General features: G+C 33.1%; 23 protein-coding genes, 1 tRNA gene and 1 pseudogene. 5 read left to right on the top strand and 20 right to left on the bottom strand.

All coding sequences use genetic code 11. From position 1 onward, the window contains the following. Window positions 1–7: 7 nt before the first annotated feature. The 3 genes from AAGU07_RS10635 to AAGU07_RS10625 all read left to right on the top strand — a co-directional run bounded on the left by AAGU07_RS10635 (window position 8) and on the right by AAGU07_RS10625 (window position 1,015). A complete protein-coding gene (locus tag AAGU07_RS10635) occupies window positions 8–292 on the top strand; it encodes a winged helix-turn-helix domain-containing protein (RefSeq protein ID WP_048082256.1) in 285 nt (94 codons plus the stop codon). A 15-nt stretch (window positions 293–307) separates the two neighbouring features. Beyond that, entirely contained in the window at window positions 308–595 is a 288-nt protein-coding gene (locus tag AAGU07_RS10630) for a hypothetical protein (protein WP_342459061.1), read from the top strand. A 348-nt stretch (window positions 596–943) separates the two neighbouring features. Continuing rightward, a tRNA-Gln gene (locus AAGU07_RS10625) sits at window positions 944–1,015 on the top strand. A 57-nt stretch (window positions 1,016–1,072) separates the two neighbouring features. On the opposite strand, the gene AAGU07_RS10620 is transcribed toward AAGU07_RS10625, so the two are convergent. The 5 genes and pseudogenes from AAGU07_RS10620 to AAGU07_RS10600 form a co-directional block, all read right to left on the bottom strand. Further along, window positions 1,073–1,828, bottom strand: a complete 756-nt coding sequence (locus AAGU07_RS10620; RefSeq protein ID WP_342459060.1) for a class I SAM-dependent methyltransferase — start codon at window positions 1,826–1,828, stop codon at window positions 1,073–1,075. 75 nt (window positions 1,829–1,903) lie between these two features. After that, window positions 1,904–2,460: pseudogene (locus tag AAGU07_RS10615) on the bottom strand (DUF998 domain-containing protein). Between the two features lie 76 nt (window positions 2,461–2,536). Next, on the bottom strand, window positions 2,537–3,046 hold the full coding sequence (locus AAGU07_RS10610; RefSeq protein ID WP_342459059.1) for an isoprenylcysteine carboxylmethyltransferase family protein: 510 nt from the start codon (window positions 3,044–3,046) through the stop codon (window positions 2,537–2,539). Between the two features lie 100 nt (window positions 3,047–3,146). After that, on the bottom strand, window positions 3,147–4,493 hold the full coding sequence (locus AAGU07_RS10605) for a radical SAM protein (RefSeq protein ID WP_342459058.1): 1,347 nt from the start codon (window positions 4,491–4,493) through the stop codon (window positions 3,147–3,149). Window positions 4,494–5,599: 1,106 nt separating this feature from the next. Then, window positions 5,600–6,751: an ABC transporter permease gene (locus tag AAGU07_RS10600; protein ID WP_342459057.1), complete on the bottom strand. Its 1,152-nt coding sequence runs from the start codon at window positions 6,749–6,751 to the stop codon at window positions 5,600–5,602. A 166-nt stretch (window positions 6,752–6,917) separates the two neighbouring features. On the opposite strand from AAGU07_RS10600, the gene AAGU07_RS10595 reads away from it, so the two are divergent. Together AAGU07_RS10595 and AAGU07_RS10590 are read left to right on the top strand one after the other, a co-directional pair. After that, a complete protein-coding gene (locus AAGU07_RS10595; RefSeq protein ID WP_342459056.1) occupies window positions 6,918–7,748 on the top strand; it encodes a TrmB family transcriptional regulator in 831 nt (276 codons plus the stop codon). A gap of 9 nt (window positions 7,749–7,757) precedes the next feature. Then, window positions 7,758–8,234: a hypothetical protein gene (locus tag AAGU07_RS10590; protein WP_342459055.1), complete on the top strand. Its 477-nt coding sequence runs from the start codon at window positions 7,758–7,760 to the stop codon at window positions 8,232–8,234. 30 nt (window positions 8,235–8,264) lie between these two features. Here AAGU07_RS10590 and AAGU07_RS10585 read toward each other — a convergent pair whose 3' ends face one another. The 15 genes from AAGU07_RS10585 to AAGU07_RS10515 form a co-directional block, all read right to left on the bottom strand. Further along, entirely contained in the window at window positions 8,265–8,582 is a 318-nt protein-coding gene (locus AAGU07_RS10585; RefSeq protein WP_342459054.1) for a TIGR04076 family protein, read from the bottom strand. Between the two features lie 15 nt (window positions 8,583–8,597). Next, window positions 8,598–8,888 (bottom strand): Dabb family protein, encoded by a 291-nt coding sequence (locus AAGU07_RS10580; protein WP_342459053.1) that lies wholly within the window; start codon window positions 8,886–8,888, stop codon window positions 8,598–8,600. 99 nt (window positions 8,889–8,987) lie between these two features. Continuing rightward, window positions 8,988–9,665 carry an ABC transporter ATP-binding protein gene (locus AAGU07_RS10575; protein WP_342459052.1) on the bottom strand — a complete coding sequence of 226 codons (678 nt, stop codon included), beginning with the start codon at window positions 9,663–9,665 and terminating at the stop codon, window positions 8,988–8,990. Continuing rightward, entirely contained in the window at window positions 9,658–10,830 is a 1,173-nt protein-coding gene (locus tag AAGU07_RS10570; protein WP_342459051.1) for an ABC transporter permease, read from the bottom strand. Before AAGU07_RS10570 ends, AAGU07_RS10575 begins: the two co-directional genes overlap by 8 nt. A gap of 608 nt (window positions 10,831–11,438) precedes the next feature. Next, entirely contained in the window at window positions 11,439–11,738 is a 300-nt protein-coding gene (locus AAGU07_RS10565; protein WP_342459050.1) for a hypothetical protein, read from the bottom strand. 28 nt (window positions 11,739–11,766) lie between these two features. Further along, window positions 11,767–12,048: a winged helix-turn-helix domain-containing protein gene (locus tag AAGU07_RS10560; RefSeq protein WP_342459049.1), complete on the bottom strand. Its 282-nt coding sequence runs from the start codon at window positions 12,046–12,048 to the stop codon at window positions 11,767–11,769. 123 nt (window positions 12,049–12,171) lie between these two features. Next, complete coding sequence (locus tag AAGU07_RS10555; protein ID WP_342459048.1) at window positions 12,172–12,912, bottom strand: ABC transporter permease; 741 nt, start codon at window positions 12,910–12,912, stop codon at window positions 12,172–12,174. Beyond that, window positions 12,909–13,823, bottom strand: coding sequence for an ABC transporter ATP-binding protein (locus AAGU07_RS10550; protein WP_342459047.1), 915 nt, complete (start codon window positions 13,821–13,823; stop codon window positions 12,909–12,911). The genes AAGU07_RS10555 and AAGU07_RS10550 overlap by 4 nt, the downstream gene beginning before the upstream one ends. Before the next feature lie 352 nt (window positions 13,824–14,175). Further along, a complete protein-coding gene (locus AAGU07_RS10545) occupies window positions 14,176–14,403 on the bottom strand; it encodes an aminoglycoside adenylyltransferase domain-containing protein (protein WP_342459046.1) in 228 nt (75 codons plus the stop codon). Further along, window positions 14,355–14,975 carry a nucleotidyltransferase domain-containing protein gene (locus AAGU07_RS10540; RefSeq protein WP_342459045.1) on the bottom strand — a complete coding sequence of 207 codons (621 nt, stop codon included), beginning with the start codon at window positions 14,973–14,975 and terminating at the stop codon, window positions 14,355–14,357. Before AAGU07_RS10540 ends, AAGU07_RS10545 begins: the two co-directional genes overlap by 49 nt. 111 nt (window positions 14,976–15,086) lie before the next feature. Beyond that, on the bottom strand, window positions 15,087–15,734 hold the full coding sequence (locus AAGU07_RS10535) for an isochorismatase family cysteine hydrolase (protein ID WP_342459044.1): 648 nt from the start codon (window positions 15,732–15,734) through the stop codon (window positions 15,087–15,089). Between the two features lie 98 nt (window positions 15,735–15,832). Further along, a complete protein-coding gene (locus AAGU07_RS10530) occupies window positions 15,833–16,510 on the bottom strand; it encodes an MBL fold metallo-hydrolase (protein WP_342459043.1) in 678 nt (225 codons plus the stop codon). Window positions 16,511–17,113: 603 nt separating this feature from the next. Continuing rightward, the gene (locus AAGU07_RS10525) at window positions 17,114–17,626 is read right to left on the bottom strand and encodes a flavodoxin family protein (RefSeq protein WP_342459042.1); all 513 of its coding nucleotides are present in this window, start codon (window positions 17,624–17,626) and stop codon (window positions 17,114–17,116) included. Between the two features lie 80 nt (window positions 17,627–17,706). Continuing rightward, the gene (locus tag AAGU07_RS10520; protein WP_342459041.1) at window positions 17,707–18,666 is read right to left on the bottom strand and encodes a hypothetical protein; all 960 of its coding nucleotides are present in this window, start codon (window positions 18,664–18,666) and stop codon (window positions 17,707–17,709) included. A gap of 271 nt (window positions 18,667–18,937) precedes the next feature. Next, a complete protein-coding gene (locus tag AAGU07_RS10515) occupies window positions 18,938–19,270 on the bottom strand; it encodes a hypothetical protein (RefSeq protein WP_342459040.1) in 333 nt (110 codons plus the stop codon). Window positions 19,271–19,296 lie beyond the last annotated feature (26 nt).

Raw genomic sequence — 19,296 nt, 5'->3', positions numbered from 1 at the left:
GTCTTTCATGAAAAAAAAGTTTCTGTGGTGGTTAATTGTAGGTACTAAAGGAGGTAAAAACCGCGCCAGAATAATTAATGAACTTAAAGAGAGGCCTTATAATATTCACCAGCTTGCAGAAAAGCTTGAACTTGATTATAAAACAGTTCAACATCACATGGGAGTTTTAGAAGAATCAGGCGTTGTTACATCAAGTGGAGAAAAATACGGCAGATTATACTTCCTTTCAGATAAAATGGAAGAGAATTACGACACGTTCCATGAAATATGGTCCCAATTTCAGAAAAAATAGATTAAGAGGTTAAAAATGATATCGCCCGAATTTTTAAATGTTATAATAATCTTCAGTAAGATACTTGGAATTGGAAACATATTCCTGTTAACAGGACTGCTGTATATTTACTGGAGAAGTTATAAAGAAATGAAATCCAAATATACTTCAGGATTGCTTTTCTTTGCATCATTTTTCCTGTTTCAAACTATAGCATTAGCAGTAGCACTCTTTTTTGTAAGGTGGTTTGTAACTGAGTTTTTCATCGTGTTGCTGGAATTCATTGCACTTTCAATACTCCTGAAAATAAGCTGGGAGCGGTGATTTATTATTAACATGATTCGCTCATGCCTATGATCATGTGCAGAAATAGTACTGTACGTTAAATTGAAATTGTTCAGACAAGTTTAATTTATTTAATCAAGAATTTACATAAATTTAAATAGTCATATTCACACAACATCAGGTCATGAGCGAATGAATTTATGGTTTATGTTAAATTGTAATTTGATAATGAATTATATTCCTACAATTTACTTCAGGATACCCACAATTACATTATTTTGCACAACTCCAAGACATGTGCACTAAAATTAATGTATGATTAAAAACCATTAAGTTCAATATATCCAAAAAATATTTATACCAAATCAGAAATATAATTTTTTTTACAGTCCCTTGGGGTAGTGGTAATCCTGTGAGGCTCTGGACCTTTCGACGGCGGTTCGACTCCGCCAGGGACTACTCTTTTTTAATGGTTTAATTTGCTTAATTTAGAAAAAAAGAAAATAAAAGTTTTTTTTATAGTTCAGCTACAACAAGCATTTCATAGTCTTCTGTGGTTAATGCGTCTTCTCTACTGTAATTTCCAATTTTAGAGCCAAATATATCAATTTTACTGAAATTCAGTGATTTAAGGAGCCATGTAATTTCAGAAGGTACATAATATCGTTCATTGCAATTTAAAACCATAGGATTTCCATCGTCATCTTCCATTTCCATGGTAGATATATCACGGAAAGTCATGAGGTCAAATGAATTCCCTTCACTCACGCCTTCCACCGCGTTGGAATTTATGAAATCTTTAACAGAGTGGTAAAGAGGATAAAGACCATTTAATGTAGTAAATATCAGCTTTCCATTCTTTTTTAATGCTTTAGCAGCATTCTTTAAGATTTCAAAGTTCATTTCGTCAGTTTCCATTAAAGAAAATCCTCCTTCACATAACATAATTACCAGATCAAACTCATCTTCAAAATTCAATTTTCTAGCATCTGCCTGCTGAAAATTCAAATTTACAGCAGCTTTCTGGGCTTTTTCCCTTGCTTTGGCCAGCATGGATTCTGAAAGATCGATTCCTGTGACGTTGTAGCCCCTTTTTGCAAGCTCTATGTCATGCCTGCCGGTTCCACAGCCAATATCAAGAATTTTACAGTTTTTATCACGATTAATCTCTTTTTCTATAAAATCCACTTCTCCAAGGGTTCCCTGGGTGTAAATCTCATTCTCATATTTATTAGCATAGTTTGTAAATAGTTCTTCGTACCATTGTTTCATTTTAATCATTCCTAAGTTAATACTAATATGATCTAAAAATAATCCCATTTAATACTTTCTAAGATCAAATAAAGATTATTTGATTAAAAAATAGAGTTTCAGTGCGGTTATCTCAACCCAAATCCCGGGCACTGCAAGAAAAGCTCTTTGAACAATTCCCTGATAGTCCATAAAGTCAGACATTGCAACCTTAAGTATTAAAACCAAAATAAGAGACAACAATCCGCTAATCAGTGAATAAGTTCTATATTTACCCCAAACTGAATCATCAGCATTTTTTAATCCTTTCCAGATCAGCAGTTGGGCTGCTATAATTGTGACAAATGCAGTGGCACTTACCAGATTATGAGGAACCTGAGACAGATAATCCTCAGGAAATACTCCTGCCAGCAGTATACACAATCCAAATATTACAACAAGCCATACACCAGCTTTCAAAGCCTTCCTTGGTATAGATGGCAATCCACTGCGAAGCCCAAGAGCAAAAAGATGGATAAAATACCAAAGATAGCAAAATTAATATTCTGAAGCACTGCATTAGGGCCAACGCCAAGATCACTAACAAAATTGTAAATTTGACTATAACCTGGCCTTAAAAGACTTTCTATAATTACTAAAATTGTAAATAGCATCGGTGCAATGATACCGCAGAGAGCAAAGAATCGTTGTTTTTGTATTGATATCCCTTTTTTCTCATTCATTCTTTAGTCACCACTCTCCCATTTTCCATGGTTTTAAACGAGGGATCCACCTTGGAACATTTTTCTTATACACAATATAATCATTACCAAACCGTTTTTCTAGTCCTGGTTCCTCTGAATACACAAAATAGACATGATTTACAATAAAAAACAGGAAAAATAGTATAAACAGTTCAATTGAAGCAAAAATTAACGTTTCACCAAGAACTATCATTAAAACGCCGCTTATCATTGGATTTCTGACATACCCATATGCACCTGCAACCACCAGCTTCTTTGGAGGATCCCACGGCGCCAGTGTACCTTTACCTATTCTAAAAAATGCATGGTTTGTATAGATCACGAATCCCAACCCTAAAACTATTAAGAAAGTACCTATTGCCAGCACAGCTCCAGATAATGCTGAATCAAAGGCCAGTAGATGATTGTTGAAGCCTAAAATAACAAGTACCGGTATTATGATTGCAATAGTAACCGGTAAAACCAGCGAAAATAAAGCCCTTATAAATAAACGCATTGTTTTCCCATAATATAATATATCCATAAAGCTTAATAAATTCCATTCAAATGATCCAAAGGATGAAATAAAACTCAAAAAATAAAAAAATAAGTTACAATTATTCATTTATATCTTCTAAAATTGATTTTACTTCAGGAGTATTTCCCCAACGGCATTTATCTCCTATTTCGCTGTACTTCAGGAACCCTCGTGCCAGACAGTTCCGGCAGAACCATAAATGTTTGCATTCTCCACATATTTCTACTCTTGGATCTTCCAGTTCAACCAACTTTTTGAAAATATTTTTTGAAAATAAATGCTCCATATCATGAGTACATAAGCATCCCAGTGAAATATCCTTTGGATTAGATAAAGGGCACATTTTCATGTTTCCACCAGGAGTTAAACATAAAAACTCGCTGAATGCGCCGCAGTTCAGTCTATTTTCACTTTTTTTGTTGAGCACTGGCATAATTTCATCATAATTTTCAAATAGAAATTCATTAAACTCATCTTTAGCAGATTTTAATTGTTTTTCTAAATGTTTCCTCAATTCAATATTTTCTGGAGGAAATGTAATTTCAGGATCATTACCTCTGCCCACAGGGAGTACAGTAGATGTCATCATAGAACTGGCCCCTAATTCTATGGCCAAGGCAGCTGTATCTGAAATCTGGTCCATGTTTAGAGGAGTTATATTCATGGCCACCTGAATCTTAAATCCATTATCACTCAACAGTTTAATGGCTTTTTTTGCATTTTCAAATGCTCCCTCCCTACCACAAAACCAGTCCACATATTTAGAGTTGTCACCGTGCAAATCAACTTGGAAAGCTAATTTATCTTTATATTCGCTTAAACACATTAAATGCTCTTCATTTAATAAATAACCATTTGTAATGACGTTGACTGAATTAAAATTACATGCACAGTGTTTTACTATATAAACAAAATCAGGGTGGGTTAAAGGATCTCCCCCAGTTAACTCAATTTTAGATGTTCCCAAATGATTTAACTCGTCTAAAACTGTTATTAGTTCATTTGTTTTCCAGAGTTCATCTCTTTTAGGGCTGCTGTTAATATAACAGTGCCTACATGAGAAGCTGCAGTTGTAGGTAAGTTCAACAGAAACATTTATGGGGGCAGGGACCTCCCAGTTTCCAGTGGAATTAAAATCTATATCTTTGGGCTGGCTTAACATATCTACAAATAACTTTGAACCCTCTAAGTAATATTTAACAGTTTCAAATAATGAACCTGGATCTTCATGGCAGTAAAGAGCAAGTTCTACAGAAATTTCTTCTAAACTGTGTTTACCACTGCATTTATCAATTATTCTTGCTGCATCTTCATTAATTACGTAACATTTACCTTTATTTGCAGATGAATAAATAAATCCATATTCAGGGCCTTTGTGAAGAACATACCCCTCAATTAGAAGGGGAAATATTTTACTGGATGACATTGATTCACCTCTAAAAATTAAATAGAGAAGTTAAATCCTCTCAATACTTTTTATTAATTCAAAATGGTCTGGCCAGACCCTAACTCCATGTGATATTAGAATTTATCTAATTTGTTATATTCATAATTGGACACTTTTAAAACATTAATAAAGTGTAACATATTGAAGTTTTTACAATTGTTGCAGGTTGCATACTTTTCACCTCTTGCATCTCTATTTCGGTCCATAACTTTATTTATGCTGCTTTAATTCTTATTTCTTATTCTGTAAAACAGAATTTACCATTTAAACAGGAATATAGAGTAAAATATTGGAATTACTACTGCTGTTTCTGATTTCATGTCACTCGTTTGGTTTTATAACTTTAAATTTGATCCTGTAAAGTCCATAACCTGAATTAAAAGATCAGCCATACAGCAGTGCACCAGTTAACTTCCACCATTGTTGTAGGTTTCACATTTATCACCTATTAAGAGCTTAATTTGACTCATAACTTCATATAATTGATTTAAATATTAAATTACATTCTTAAATTTGTTATAGTTCATATCGACATGCTTCATGTTTTAAAACATGAAATTTGCCCAGCATAATGAAGTTTTTACAATTGTTGCAGGTTGCATATTTCTCACCTCCCAAAGTGTTAATCAGTTGGTAAGAATTTTTGTTATTCCCTACAAACTGACACTTTTACATTAAAAGTTATAATATATAAATTTTTCTATTAAAGAGAAGTAAAAAGAATTTATAATGATTAAAAATGTAATTACATAAACTAAACTCATTTAATATTCTATAAAACTAGTTAATACCAACTATTTATTCAAAAAAAGCATAATAACCCTTAAAAATTTATGTCACTAATATTCGCTATACTCAATGTTATACTCCAAATATTAATTATTATAAAATAAATGTATTATTATAATTATTTAACATGTTTATCTGCAATAATAACATGTTTTAATCTAAATATTAAAATTTAAGCAGTTATATACCCAATTTAATCATAACAACATGTACCCACATTCATATTGCTTAAGTTTTTCATTTAAAATAAGAAAATAATAAATAAAAATAGTAAATATAATTAAATTTCTTAACCATTAAATGATTTGTTTTTTCTTATTTTCAGTATCTCTAATTGTGCTCCTATTTTGTCCTATTTTTAAACCAATTACTGATAAAACTAAAGCAACGACAAGTATAGTAGATATAGCGAGCAGATCTGTTCCTACATCACCCAGACCAAAGCCCTTAATTACAATACTTTGCATAGCATCCAGACCATAGGTTAATGGAAGACAGTATGACAGCAGCTGGATATAATAGTCGAATCTAGCAACTGCTATGAATAAACCTCCAAATAACACCTGCAGAATAATGATTAAACCAAATAAACCAAGAGCTTGTTTTTCAGTTCGTGTAACTGCAGCTGCAAGAATACCTAAAGAAACTCCTGCCAGAGCAATCAACAGCATTACAAGTACAGTGCTGCCTATATCCCCTACAATAGTGATGCCCATAACATAAATAACGTAAGCTAACACCATTAAAGCCGCGATAAATGCAAATATGCTGAGCCCTATTATGTAAGCTGCAACAGCCTTAACTGGATATAAAAACATTTTATTAGATTTAATACTATTTTTATCCCCTAATACTGCAAATAATCCGATGATTGCTGAAATCAGCAAAGTAACAAGGGCCATTATGTGGTATATGAAAAGATTGGTAAAGCTCAAACCTTCCCCATAGAAACTTTCACTGCTAATTTTTAAGGGCATTAGTACATTGCCGCTCTTTGCAGCCACTGCCATTGTAGAATTAAGGAAAACGCGGTTTACAAGTGCACTTTTTACCTGATCAGTGCCTTCAACCTGTAGCAACACCTCAGGAGTCTTTTTCATAGCTAAATCCCTGGTGAAATTTTCAGGGAAAACTATAGATGCATCAATAGACCTATCTTTAAAACCACTGCTTATCTCATTTTGATTAATGGAAGTCACATTGACATTTTCCTGCCCCTTAAGCTCTTCAATTATATTTGAGGCAGCATTTACATTTCCCAAGCCCTGATCATGATTTACAACTCCAATATTTACGGTATCTGCAGTGCCAGCTATTGTTACCATATATCCCAACACTATCATGATAATAACTGGACCCAGTACTGCCGCCCCTATTGGAACCTTCCTTTTAAATCCATTTTTAATGACATTGGCAAGCATAGTGCCAAAGCCTTCATTTTCCATCATATTTCCCCCATATCTTTGAGATGTAAAGAATCTAGTTCAGTATTTTCAAATCCCGGAATTTTCAACTCAATAGATTACCTAAAATAAATAAAACAAAATAAATTTATATATTTATTGTCACTAAGATAGTATAAAGTGAAACAACATTAGATGGAAGTGATATAAATTGACTGTAAATAGAAATACAATAGAAGCCCTGAAAAATTTAGGGCTTTCCGATTATGAAACAAAAGCATATATAGCCAATATATCTCTTATCAGTGCTACAGCTACTGAAATTAGTCTTGAATCAAATGTACCGCGTTCCAAAATATATGAAGTTCTTAAAAGCCTTGCAAAAAAAGGTTTTGTCGAAATAGAGAAAGGTAAACCCTTAAAGTTCAACGTTGTACCGCCCCACGAAATTTTTGAAAAATCAAGGAGAGAAATTAAAGAACGGCTCGATGGTGCAGAGACTGAACTGAATTTTATCTATGAAAACCAGATTCCTAAGGTTCCAGCACCTATATGGCTGGTAAATGGTCCTGAAAAAAATGTAAACAAAGAACTTGAAATCATCTCACGTGCTAAAAACTCGCTTTTTATTTTAGGGGGTTTTATGTTTCAAAATGAAATTCCAGAACTTAAAGAAAGATTAAATAAAGTTATTAAAAGAGGAGTAACTACAAAAATTGTATTAGCTCCTTCATGCACTATTGATAATGATAAAATTGACATAGTAAAAGAAATAGGTGAACTGGACTGTGAAATGAAAATATTTCAGGTGCCCCACATTAAAATAGTAATTAGAGATGAAAAAGAGATGATTATAACCTTCTGTAAGCGTATAGAAACTAATTTAATATCCCAAACAGCAATAGGGATATGGAATCAACATAACGAGTTTGTTGAAACCATAAGTGGAGTTTACAACTTCATATGGACAGCTGAACCATTCAGTAACCCAACAGCTCTTAAAAAGCAAAGTAAATATGAAAATATACCACCAAAACCTTGAGGCATACTTATGAGCTTAAATCCATTCAGTGCATTCTTAAAGACAGTTAAATATTTTATAACACGAAAAATACATTTTCCAAAAAGTTGTCTGCATAAAACAATTACTATGGAAGACAAGCAGCAGTTTAAAGTTTTCAGGCATGCTGTAATGAGCACAAAATTAAATGGACAAAATGCCGCTATTTTCAAAGTTAGGTTTCATTTAGCCGGCATGTCCACTGAGAAAAATAAACCATTTTCGGTTATACCCATGCTTTTTATACTTGGACTTCCAGGATTTAGAGCTAAATTATGGACGCTTAATGAAAAAAATGGAGATTTTCAGGGCATTTACCAGTGGGATCGCTTAGAAGATGCCCAAAATTACGCAAATTCATTTGCTTTAAACTTCATGACATCCCGATCTGTTCCTGGCTCTATTTCTTATGAAATTATTCCAAATACATCCATGGAAGAATATATGGAATCATTGAAGCTTTCTTGAATGTAGTATAATAAAAATAAATAATTGATTTTATTCATCAATTCTTTCTATTTTAAAAGTCACAGGCCGGATAGCATCAGTGCAGCAAGCGATCATAGTTTTACCGTCTTTCATCCATCCCTGAAATATATCCTTCGAAAAGTTACCTCCAGAGAGCAAAACTGTCACAAATTTATGGATATCATTCCACGCCCAATCACAGAAACCTTCAGGTTTTTCAAATCCCGTAATGAATTCCTGCCCCTCTGAAAATGCAGGACATGCAGTAACTTCGCTTTGACAATATTCTTTTGCCAGGTTTTCATAAAGATTTTTCTTTAAAACCGTTATTTTACATTTTGGTGTCATAAAATACCTCCTATTTTAAATAGATTTAAAATCTACAGCTACTATGGATGTGCTAACAGAAACCATGTATTTTGATACACCAACATGTAGTGGATTGATTTGATAAGCTTCCAGACTTTCTAAACTATCAAATTTTGTTATAAGAGCCAGATTATAAGACCTATCCGAGTGAGTGACATCTACACCTACTTCAATACCTTTCAATTCTGGAATTTTACCAGCCATATCCATAAGGATATTTTTAGCTTTTTCAATGCTTTCAACGCTTTCATCTTCTAATTTAAATAAAACTATGTGTTTGATCATTTTAAATCTCCTTAAAAAGTTAGGATCATTCCAATATTTAGATTTAAACCTAATCAATTTTTTGATAAAATCCAAAATCCAAAAATAAAAAAAAAGAAATTAATTACTGATTCTTCCATCTCTAATCCTATAGACTCGTGGAACTCTTTCAATAATCATAGAATCATGTGAAGAAATTATAAATGTCTGGCCTCGTTTTTTATTTAAATCTTCAACAAGATCCATAAATTTACTGGATGTATCTGAATCTAAATCACCAGTAGGCTCGTCAGCAATTATAATTGAAGGATTATTTGCCAATGATCTTGCAATAGCCACTCTTTGCTGTTCTCCCCCGCTTAATTCTTCAGGCTTATGATCTACACGATGCCCTAGACCCACAAGCTCCAGTAATTCAACTGCTCTGGACTCCTTTTCAGTTTTTGGAACATTATCAAGCACCAGTGGGAATTCAACATTTTCCTTTGCAGTTAATGTGGGGATAAGGTTAAAAAACTGAAAAATCAGTCCAACATTTCTTAACCTAAAGTCTGAAAGTTTATTCTCGCTCATTTTTGTAAGGTCATTACCATTAATTAGTATTTTACCTGAAGTAGGTTTATCAACCCCTCCAAGAAGATTTAGGAGAGTACTCTTTCCTGATCCAGAAGGCCCAGCCAGACAAATTATTTCACCATCAGCTATTTCTATACTAGCTTTTTTTAATGCAGGGACATCTACCTTTCCTCTTCGGTATGTTTTGGATAGATCAACTGTCTTTAAAATAGTTTCAGACATTTTTTATTGCCTCCACAATGTTCATTTTAGAAGCTCTCCATGCAGGATAAATCCCTGCAATGGTACTTACTGCAATCCCAAGCACCATCGCAATCGCTATAATTGATGGACTGATTATAGGCGCCATGATATCGTTTGTTAAAGGCAGTGCGTATATTATTATAGTTCCTAAGACACATCCCAGAGTTGAGCTTATTACTCCGATTAGTACTGCTTCAATGAGGAACATTTTCATTATCACTATGTTTCTAGAGCCTATAGCCTTTAATATACCTATTTCACGGGTTCTTTCATAAACTGACATCAGCATAGTGTTTATTACGCCAAAACTTCCTGCAAGAAGGGCAATAAGTCCAAGAGAACTGACAAATATCTGAATAGTGTTTAACATATCCGTCATTTTCTGAATTATTGATTTTTGAGTGATAACTTTAACTCCATGAACTTTTTGAGGTATTAAATTTGTAATTTCATCTACTTCATTTGAATCCTTTATTTTAACCTGAATATTAGATACCTGTCCTTCTTTACCCTCTAAATTTTGAGCTGCATCTAAAGATATATATCCTGCAGCATCCATTATCCCCATACCTGTTTCATATATTCCCACTACCGTGAATTCTTTATTATATTTCTCATTACGGCCAATAGAAATTTTATCACCTATTCCAATTCCAAGGGCAGTGCTTACTGACTTTCCAATTACAATAGAGTTATCATCTCCCTGTTTTAATGAAGAACCGTTTACAACATTTATACCTCCAGCCACGTAATTATACGAATCAGGTTCTATTCCATTTATCCTCAGCTGAGTGTCATTATTTGAACTCTTTGCAAATCCGTTAAAGGTTAATGTTGAAGATACTGCACCAACACCTGAAATATTTTTAATAACCTCCGCATTTGTTTCATTTATATTATCATAGGGTTGAATTATGAATGATTGAGATCCCTGTCCCCCTCCACTTTGAGTGGTTGAATTATAAACTGTAAGATCGGCCCCAGTTAATCCCCGGACCTGTTCATTTAACCTAGTGTCCATACCATTAAGCATGGCGAGTAAAACTACCATTAAAGCTATGCCAACCAGTATGCCTGATATCGTGAAAACAGTACGTAAGCGGCGCCTTTTTAAATTTCTAAAACTCATTAACAAGTTAGACATTAATTTCCCCCATATTTAATTTTTAAATATTGGCCCCAAGATCAGCCCAATACTACGAAATAATTTATATTATGTTCATTTTTGCTATTTCGTAGTTATTTTTGTCTAATAAGTTTTAAAAATAGTTTTTTCAAGTTTATTTCAGATTTAAACCGGGTTAATTCAAGATCAGTTCCAGTTTTATTCCAGATCTATTCAAGATTTTTTGAATTTTAAAATACATTAAAAAAAAGCTCTGTAGAAAACCCTCCATAAATCTCTCAAAATCCTCAAAAATCTGTCAAAAATCGACGATTTTTGACGTATAGAAAAATTCAAAGAATTTTTGGAACCCTCTAAAACTTGTTTTCAGGGCATCAAAAGATTTTCAGTCTTTTGAATGCGCAAAAACCGAAGTTTTTTGCAAGCTGTCAAAACTACAGTTTTGACGCCACAAACACTAACGTGTTTGTTGGCTTCGATTTTCGGTGTTTGCAAAAACTGTATTTTTGCGGTCTGAAAAACTGGAAATTTTTCGGCGGCCATGAACTTTACAATTTCATACAGCCCTTGAAAAATCTATGAATGTTCATGGCCTAAAAAATAAGTTAAAATATACTCTTTTTAGATTACCAGGTAATCTTCAAGAGTATAGAAAGGGCGGCAAATAGTATTGCATTATTTATAATTAGAATAACACCTGTTCCTCGGTTAAAACCACCGTGGAAAAGTATGCTGACTGCTAAAAAGACACTTTGAAGTATCAGGAAAGCTGCAAAGAACAACAGCCCCAGATTAAATTTAGATTTTATTTCCCTGTAATTCTGCCAGTAAATTTTAAATAATACCAGTAACAAGCTGACGTTACCGATTCCTATAATAGCTGCAATATATAGCGTCCATAAATCAATTGTATTGCTAACTGCCATTTTTTAACTCCTTTAATGAATTTATTGATTATTTTTTCACGACCTCTTCCCAGATCGTGAGGAAAGTCTCATAATTTTCTTCCATTTTGGGGGATAAGAAATATAACATCCCATATTTTTCTCCAGCAGAGGTAACTATCTCATTTTCTTCTAAAACATCTATATGATATCGTATAGTCCTATAATCCACCTTGATAATTTCAGCAAGTTGATTAACATTGTAAGGCCTCTCATTTAAGAGTTTTATTATTTTGGCCCTGTTCACGCCTCCCCTGGTCCCTGCAATCAAATACCATAGCAACCTTCTCATGTTAACCTCTCTAAAAAACCCTAAATTTAATTATATTCTACTAAAATTATATTAAGGTCATCAGATTTATGTTTCTCTATTTTTATTAAATATTTAAGAGGCTTATTTTTAAGCCTCTATTATTTAATACTGGTCGGAATAATAGAAGTAAATTAAAAGAGCGCTGATAAAAACCCCCGCATACACTAAAATAGACGTCCATGGATAAATAACATCTATATTATTTAAAAATCCCGCTGCTTTTAGCACGATCACTTCTGGAACACCCCATGGAGATAAGTAACACTTATCCCAGTGATAAACCGCAAAATTAGGTATAGTTCCTGCCACTGAAATTATCATGGCTGGAATAAAGCTCTTAAATATAAGGGTTAATAGCAGGGCCAGGGGCACGATGACCAGGGTAGTTACTCCCGCAAGCAATAAATAACTGGTGTAATCTATTAATTCTGTGCCAGTTATGGTAAAACCCAGAATAAATGCACATAGAATGTTAGTTAAAGCTACACATGCATACAGGGCAAGTATCAGGATGGATATGTAACCTAATTTCCCCAGAATAATTTTTGATCTCGAATATTTTGTGGTTAATATATTTCCCATGGTATGAGACTGATATTCATGAGAAACTGCACTTATTGCAATAAATGACGTGAGAAGAGGTCCAATTAAATACACGAAAAATGCAACCAGCCTTCCATAAAATGAGTGCCAGTTATAAATTCCCTGGGTAATCAGGTCTTCCCGAGTCATGAAGGTACCTATGGTAATGAGGATTACTGGAGATATCATCCCTAAGAGTCCTAGACTGTAGATATAAGTGCCTTTGTACTTCTTATATTCAGATCGCATTAAATTAATCATGATACCACCTGATGATTCTCGTTTGTAATCCCTAAAAATCGCTCTTCTAATGTTTTAGAAACAGATTCAAGGTTGTAAACATTTATTTGATTTCCAACTAATTTTTCATTGATTGAAACATTATCTTCACGCGCGCAGAATACTTTAAATCCATTATTAGCTTTTTCAAAGTCAAAGTCAAGAGATTCAATTATCTCGGCTGTCCTTTTTAACTGATCTGTTTCAACCACCAGGAAACTCTGTTCATTACAGTTGATTAGTTCCATTCCACCCTGTTTTAAAAGATGCCCGCTGTCAATGATTCCTATATAATCTGCGATTTGCTGTACTTCACTGAGCAAGTGGCTTGAAACAAAAACTGTTATTCCCATTGATCCAGAGAGCTGGCGGATTAACTTCCTCATTTCAATTATCCCTGCCGGATCTAGACCGTTAGTAGGTTCATCAAGAATAAGAATTCTGGGAGAATGGACAAGCGCATTTGCTATCCCCAGCCTCTGCTTCATACCCAAAGAAAACTTACTAACATCCTTATCTCCAATATTTGACAAGCCCACAGTTTCAAGAGCCTCATTAATTCTGTTTTTTTCAACTTTAAACATATTAGCTGTTATTTCAAGGTTTTCATAGGCAGAAAGGTTCCCATAAAAACCCGGTGTTTCTATTATTGCACCAATATCTGCGAGATATTCAGCGCGATTTCTCCCGATTTCATTACCGAATATTTTAATATGACCTCCATTTGGCTTAATAAGACCCATAATCATTCTTATTGTGGTTGTCTTTCCTGACCCGTTCCTTCCTAAAAACCCATAGACCTTACCTGCAGGCACTTTAAGTTCTAAATTTTCCACTGCAGTAAAATCCCCATAGCTCTTGGTAAGGCCATGGGTCCAAATAGCATATTCCATTTTAAACCTCCATCTTTACTTATTTACAAGTCAAAATTCTCCAATTAGAATAAAAATATCAAATTTGACTTTTTTATTGATTTACAGTTTAAAATTAATTCATGGAGCAATAAAAAGATTTTTCCAGTTCTTTTCAAGATCAGTTCTAGTTTTCTTCCAGATCTCTTCCAGATCAATACGAATTTGATATACAATTACCTGAAAAATAATCAATTGGCCACAATATTTAAAAATAGAATTAATTACAAAAATTAGATTTATTGGATAAAATAATGCTTTTAAAGAGTTAAAAATTTCAAATTAATTAAAAACAGCTTATTTAATAAAATAAATCTTAATACTTATTTAAATTTTAATCTATTAAACCAATCATATACCTCATAAACGATAATGTATCTTTCCTGCGCTTAAAAAGAGAACTATAATAACTTTTCGATTCACCTTTTCTAATTCTTAAAGCTTCATTTAATATCTTTTCAAAATCTGGAGGAACCCTGTTCAATATATACTTTCCCGCTTCATATTTGGATACTATGTCTCCTTCATACATGGTATAATAAAGTCTAGATATGCCCAGCACTCCCCACTCCACTTTTTGCTCAAAGAGCGCCAATGTGCTATCCCCACCGAAAGTCTTTTTGATGCCTTTTCAGTCCAGTTAGTCCAGTATGTATTTACATTTAATTTAACATAGCTGACTAAATCATCAACATCTATATGTGGAACATAGTGTTCTGGAGGCTTGCCTGTCACTGTTATACCATAATTTTTCAATATGAACCATGCTACAATACCAGTATTTCCAAATTTACCACCATACCTCATATTTTTCCCATCAAAATACGCAACAGATGTTTCATTTTTATCCATCACTTTAACCTGCTTTGGTGTAACATAGGAACCTTCTAACTTGCTTTTAGGGTATTTAAACTCAATTTTTTTGTGTATTTCTTTAATTTTTTCAAATTCAGAAGCGTTTATTTCCTTTTTAATTATAGAAATAAAATCAATATCACTTTTACCTTTATGATAATCATTTAATGCCACAGAACCGACAAGATAGAATAATTTCATTAAATCCGGCAATTTTGTATTAAAAATATCGAGATAATCATTTATAACTATTTTGACATCTTTTGGCAAATTAGTCATTTTTCTCCCTTCATCTGTTTGGCTAGACATTTCAAACTATGTTTTCAAATGTCCTTAAGACAGTTCTTTAAATAATCCAGACAGTAGTATAAAAATTTTTATAATCTACCTTTAATCCATCTGGTCGCGGACCATATGTACTATATTTTCAGTTGTATCAACAAGAACTCCTATATTTTCCATTTCTTTTATTCCTCGTGCATAACATCCTGAAAGAGCATCTTCAGCAACGACAACCCTATAATCCCTTTCACTTGCTTCATATATGGATGTTCTTGGGCAGTTTGGGTAGTTACATCCTGTAAAAACAAGCGCGCCCACTTTTAATCTCTGCAAATATTCTTGAAGAGGAGTGTTGTAAAATGCACCCCATCTCGGTTTGTAAATTATCACTTCATTTTCAGTTATTTTTTGAATTCCGCCTGAAAGTAAGAGTTTTGAATTAATTCGTATAGAATCATCATCAAAAAGTTCTTCTGCTAATTCTGCACCAGGACTATTCTCTTCCAGTATTGGATTGCCTTCTTCAATCAATTTCATTCTGCACAAATCAACATTTGACCTGTCTGCCTTATAGATCCTTACAATATGTATTACTGGAAGCTTGTACGCACGATATGTATCCAATAACTGCTTCATATGCGGCAAAGCGTTAGAAATACCCTGGATTTCAAATGGTTGGCCATCCAGTGTATCTTTTTGTACATCGACTGTTATGAGTGCAGAATTTTTAAAATTCAGGTTAACGTATTTATCCATACTAACTCCTTTTTTATATCATTCAAGCCATCAAAAGCCCATTTAATTTCACATTGATAAAAATAAACGAATTAAAAACATTTTCACAGTTCTAACACTTACTTTTCTAAAAATTCAACCCATAAAAACAGTTTTCCATGTCCAGGATAAACTGTTTTTAATTCCATACCTTTTAATTTTTCAACACTTGCATTAGCTTCTCCATCATCATCAATAATAGAGTTTAAAGCGGGATTTTTATTATTTGTAAGCAGATCGCCGCAAAATAGATTGCCATCATCTGTAAGGACCCCTATAGAACCCTTAGAGTGCCCAGGAAGATAGATAACTTTAGCGTCAAAACCATATTCTAAGAAGCTGTGTTCATCATCTATATGCATATCCGGCCTAAATCTTTCTGATTTACCGAAGCTAAAGAGGATAGGAGCTAACATTTTAATTAGAAAATTACCTTTTCTGTTGGAGAACATATCTCCATGCTTGACTATTTCTAAATCTCCATAGTGCATGGCTATCTTTGCATCAAATTTTTCACGTAGATAATCAGCGTTACCAGTATGGTCAAAGTCTCCATGGGTTAAAATTATAAGATTAAGATTTTCTGGTGTGCAACCTGCATCTTCCAGTTCTTTTTCAAGGTCAAAACGTTTATTTGAAGGCCCTGTATCAATTAATACATAATCATTACCGTTTTTTACAATGTAACAGTTTACACTGCCTAATTTAATTACACCTAACTTAATGGGCAATTCAATTGTTTTGATTTCCTGAGGCATATTTTTCTCTCCAATTTTGACTATCAATTGCCATGAATATAATCTGTCAATATGAATAATAATATATTCATTTTAAATCCAATTCCATGCACACTAAACACTACTACCCTAAATCAGATAACTATCAAAAATTTGTCATGATATATATACAATCCAAGGGATTAAAAACAAGAATATGGATGATGTTTAACCAACGATTTATTAAATAAAACAATAACAGAGACATGATAACCATAAAAATAGAAATTAACATTAATATTGCCATTTCACCGTTGCATTTGAGTAAGTTGCTTACCTCATATTTTAGGTTAATTAATGACCTAATATTTTTTGTCCTGGTCCTCTGATGCCAAATCCTATTTGCAGGGCGCCATAACCACAGGAGAATTTTAAATTTTCGAATTTCAACATCACCTGTTGATACTGTTGCATGTCTTTTTATCAGATCTCACTATCCTTTAGAACAGGTTTTTCTACTTCTGTTGAAGAACTTCAGGCGATCCTTATTTTTTGCATATAATTGCTTTCATAAGTATTTATCCCAATTTAGATTACTTTATGCTCAGTTATGATGACATTTATCTTTTTTATAGTTTAACCTATCTATTCTGAAATCATGCTCTCAGCAAATTCTTCCGCATGTTTTAAGTCTTCAATGTTAGGCCTACCCTTATTCATTCCCCCAAATAGTCTAAGAAAACTGTTGGTGTTAAAACCTTTACATTGGAATTCGGCAATGATGGTATAACCTTTAGATTCCAGTTTATATTTGAGTGTAGAATGATCTTTGGCAGATTTGGATTTCCCAGTTATTCCTGCAGTTGAAAAAATGAATGCATCCTTATTATTAACTTCAGGTAACCTATCTGCAAGCTTAAGCAGAGATTCATCATGTTTTGCACTATATATTCCAGAACCAAAACCAATGAGATCATAATCTTGAATTGATTCTGGATTTACATCCTTCGGCAGTATAATATCTGCACTTAAAACTTGGGCAATTGCCTTAGCGATCTTTTCAGTATTATGGTGGTGGTAAGAATATAAAATTAGTATTGATTTCATTTTTCCAAAACTCCTTTCCATTTCTTTTGGTTTTTGGAAGTCCTGGTCCATGATATGAACCCAAGAGGTTTATAATTCCATGGACCAGTTACCATTTTTCACGGAGGTGTTGTGAACTTGAATCAAATTCATTATATCATATTAATTTCAATTGAACCAATTTTAGGTGCCAGGTAATTATATAAAAACGCGAATAACGCTGTTTCTATGAAGTAGAACACAAAATTGGTTATAAACTCGCCATAATTTCCATCTAAGATACCAGATATTATTCCTAATAATGTGAAAATCAGGGCCACAGCCAGGGCTGTTGGTATTACAGGTATGTGTTTAAGTTCATATAAGCTTCCAGCCATATTAGCGAATTTTAACTTAATTTTAGCTACTCTGGTAACTAAATAATTATAAAATAATGCAAATAATGCGTTCCATATAAATCCAAATACGAATGCCAGTATAGGCAGTCCTATTACTAACAACAAGGCCAATATTATTCCTGCTGTTCCAAATGTACCGTCAGGTATATTTGTTCCAGTAGTATTAGTTAAATTAGTTGTGATATTAGTTGTTATAGAAGAAATACTTATTACTGTTGCTCCAGTAGTGTTAGTTAAATTATCTGTGATATTAGATGCTATAGAAGGAGTACTTATTACTGAAAACAGTGGTGCAACTAATGCCGCCATTAATAATCCCACTATAAATGCCCATATAGCTCCTATTGCTGATAAAATCAAGGAAAAAGAAATTACCGGAATTTTTACTACATCTTCACCTTCTAACTCTAATCTTATACCTCCCAATCTTGGTACTAATGCGTTGTAAAGCATTACTGAGAAAAGACTTACCACTATTGTAATGAAAAACGCGCCTATTGGAAGGAGTACAAGTAAAGGTATTCCTAATCCAGTTACAAAATTAAACTGCCCCAATTGAGGTGCCAATTGAGGAATAACTCCCACAGCCTGCATGATTATTAACGTTATTAACATCACTAAAGCTGCAATAAAGCCCAAAACTCCATAAATTGAAGCCGTCATCTTTGTAAACGATGCCAGTTTGACCGATTTAATTTCTTTAGTGTTAATCATTCTAATTGCCCCTATCTCTAAAACCCAAATGATGTTTTTTTATTTAATTTACAATTTGATCAATGCGTTTCATTTTTTATAATTTATTGACTAATTAAATGTTGTTTAAACTCTTAAAAGTAATTTTTCCAAATTTTCCTCACATTATTGTGGGATTTCCCTCCAAATTCCCTCCCAAAAAATCGATGAATTTATATTAAAAAAATGAATTTAAATCCTTCAATTAAAAAAATTCAAATTATTAAAGAGTATACTAAAAAAATATTAATAATTATTCCCTTGTTACCATTAAAAGCAAGACTAATGCTGCAAATTCAAGGCCCAAAAATATAAAAGGAAGAACAGCATTGAAAAGAGTTTCAGGGATGCTGAATAAGAAATAAATCGAAAATAAAAGGTTTTGAATCAGGAAAAGTGATGCGAATAAAACCAGAGTTGTGGTGAATTTAGACTTAACTTTCAGGTATCTTTCCAGGTATACATAGAGCATACCTGCTAAAAGGCAGATATTTGCAACACTTGTTATTAAAGCAGAGTATTTAACCAGTATTAACAAAGTAGGTATTATATCCGGCCGTCCAAATAAATTAATTTCCATTAACATGTTTTTTACCTTTTCTTTCCAATTTT

Source organism: Methanobacterium sp., from assembly GCF_038562635.1.
In the GTDB taxonomy this organism is placed as follows: Archaea; Methanobacteriota; Methanobacteria; order Methanobacteriales; family Methanobacteriaceae; genus Methanobacterium_D.
The sequence above is the reverse complement of the archived record's forward strand: the minus strand, read 5'-3'. Positions and strand labels throughout refer to the sequence as shown.

What these genes read in the sequence shown, in the direction of transcription:
- AAGU07_RS10635 (WP_048082256.1), top strand. Translation starts at nt 8, where the DNA reads ATGAAAAAAAAGTTTCTGTGGTGGTTAATTGTAGGTACTAAAGGAGGT.
- AAGU07_RS10630 (WP_342459061.1), top strand. Translation starts at nt 308, where the DNA reads ATGATATCGCCCGAATTTTTAAATGTTATAATAATCTTCAGTAAGATA.
- AAGU07_RS10620 (WP_342459060.1), bottom strand. Translation starts at nt 1,828, where the DNA reads ATGAAACAATGGTACGAAGAACTATTTACAAACTATGCTAATAAATAT.
- AAGU07_RS10610 (WP_342459059.1), bottom strand. Translation starts at nt 3,046, where the DNA reads ATGCGTTTATTTATAAGGGCTTTATTTTCGCTGGTTTTACCGGTTACT.
- AAGU07_RS10605 (WP_342459058.1), bottom strand. Translation starts at nt 4,493, where the DNA reads ATGTCATCCAGTAAAATATTTCCCCTTCTAATTGAGGGGTATGTTCTT.
- AAGU07_RS10600 (WP_342459057.1), bottom strand. Translation starts at nt 6,751, where the DNA reads ATGATGGAAAATGAAGGCTTTGGCACTATGCTTGCCAATGTCATTAAA.
- AAGU07_RS10590 (WP_342459055.1), top strand. Translation starts at nt 7,758, where the DNA reads ATGAGCTTAAATCCATTCAGTGCATTCTTAAAGACAGTTAAATATTTT.
- AAGU07_RS10585 (WP_342459054.1), bottom strand. Translation starts at nt 8,582, where the DNA reads ATGACACCAAAATGTAAAATAACGGTTTTAAAGAAAAATCTTTATGAA.
- AAGU07_RS10580 (WP_342459053.1), bottom strand. Translation starts at nt 8,888, where the DNA reads ATGATCAAACACATAGTTTTATTTAAATTAGAAGATGAAAGCGTTGAA.
- AAGU07_RS10575 (WP_342459052.1), bottom strand. Translation starts at nt 9,665, where the DNA reads ATGTCTGAAACTATTTTAAAGACAGTTGATCTATCCAAAACATACCGA.
- AAGU07_RS10570 (WP_342459051.1), bottom strand. Translation starts at nt 10,830, where the DNA reads ATGTCTAACTTGTTAATGAGTTTTAGAAATTTAAAAAGGCGCCGCTTA.
- AAGU07_RS10565 (WP_342459050.1), bottom strand. Translation starts at nt 11,738, where the DNA reads ATGGCAGTTAGCAATACAATTGATTTATGGACGCTATATATTGCAGCT.
- AAGU07_RS10560 (WP_342459049.1), bottom strand. Translation starts at nt 12,048, where the DNA reads ATGAGAAGGTTGCTATGGTATTTGATTGCAGGGACCAGGGGAGGCGTG.
- AAGU07_RS10555 (WP_342459048.1), bottom strand. Translation starts at nt 12,912, where the DNA reads ATGATTAATTTAATGCGATCTGAATATAAGAAGTACAAAGGCACTTAT.
- AAGU07_RS10550 (WP_342459047.1), bottom strand. Translation starts at nt 13,823, where the DNA reads ATGGAATATGCTATTTGGACCCATGGCCTTACCAAGAGCTATGGGGAT.
- AAGU07_RS10540 (WP_342459045.1), bottom strand. Translation starts at nt 14,975, where the DNA reads ATGACTAATTTGCCAAAAGATGTCAAAATAGTTATAAATGATTATCTC.
- AAGU07_RS10535 (WP_342459044.1), bottom strand. Translation starts at nt 15,734, where the DNA reads ATGGATAAATACGTTAACCTGAATTTTAAAAATTCTGCACTCATAACA.
- AAGU07_RS10530 (WP_342459043.1), bottom strand. Translation starts at nt 16,510, where the DNA reads ATGCCTCAGGAAATCAAAACAATTGAATTGCCCATTAAGTTAGGTGTA.
- AAGU07_RS10525 (WP_342459042.1), bottom strand. Translation starts at nt 17,626, where the DNA reads ATGGACCAGGACTTCCAAAAACCAAAAGAAATGGAAAGGAGTTTTGGA.
- AAGU07_RS10520 (WP_342459041.1), bottom strand. Translation starts at nt 18,666, where the DNA reads ATGATTAACACTAAAGAAATTAAATCGGTCAAACTGGCATCGTTTACA.
- AAGU07_RS10515 (WP_342459040.1), bottom strand. Translation starts at nt 19,270, where the DNA reads ATGTTAATGGAAATTAATTTATTTGGACGGCCGGATATAATACCTACT.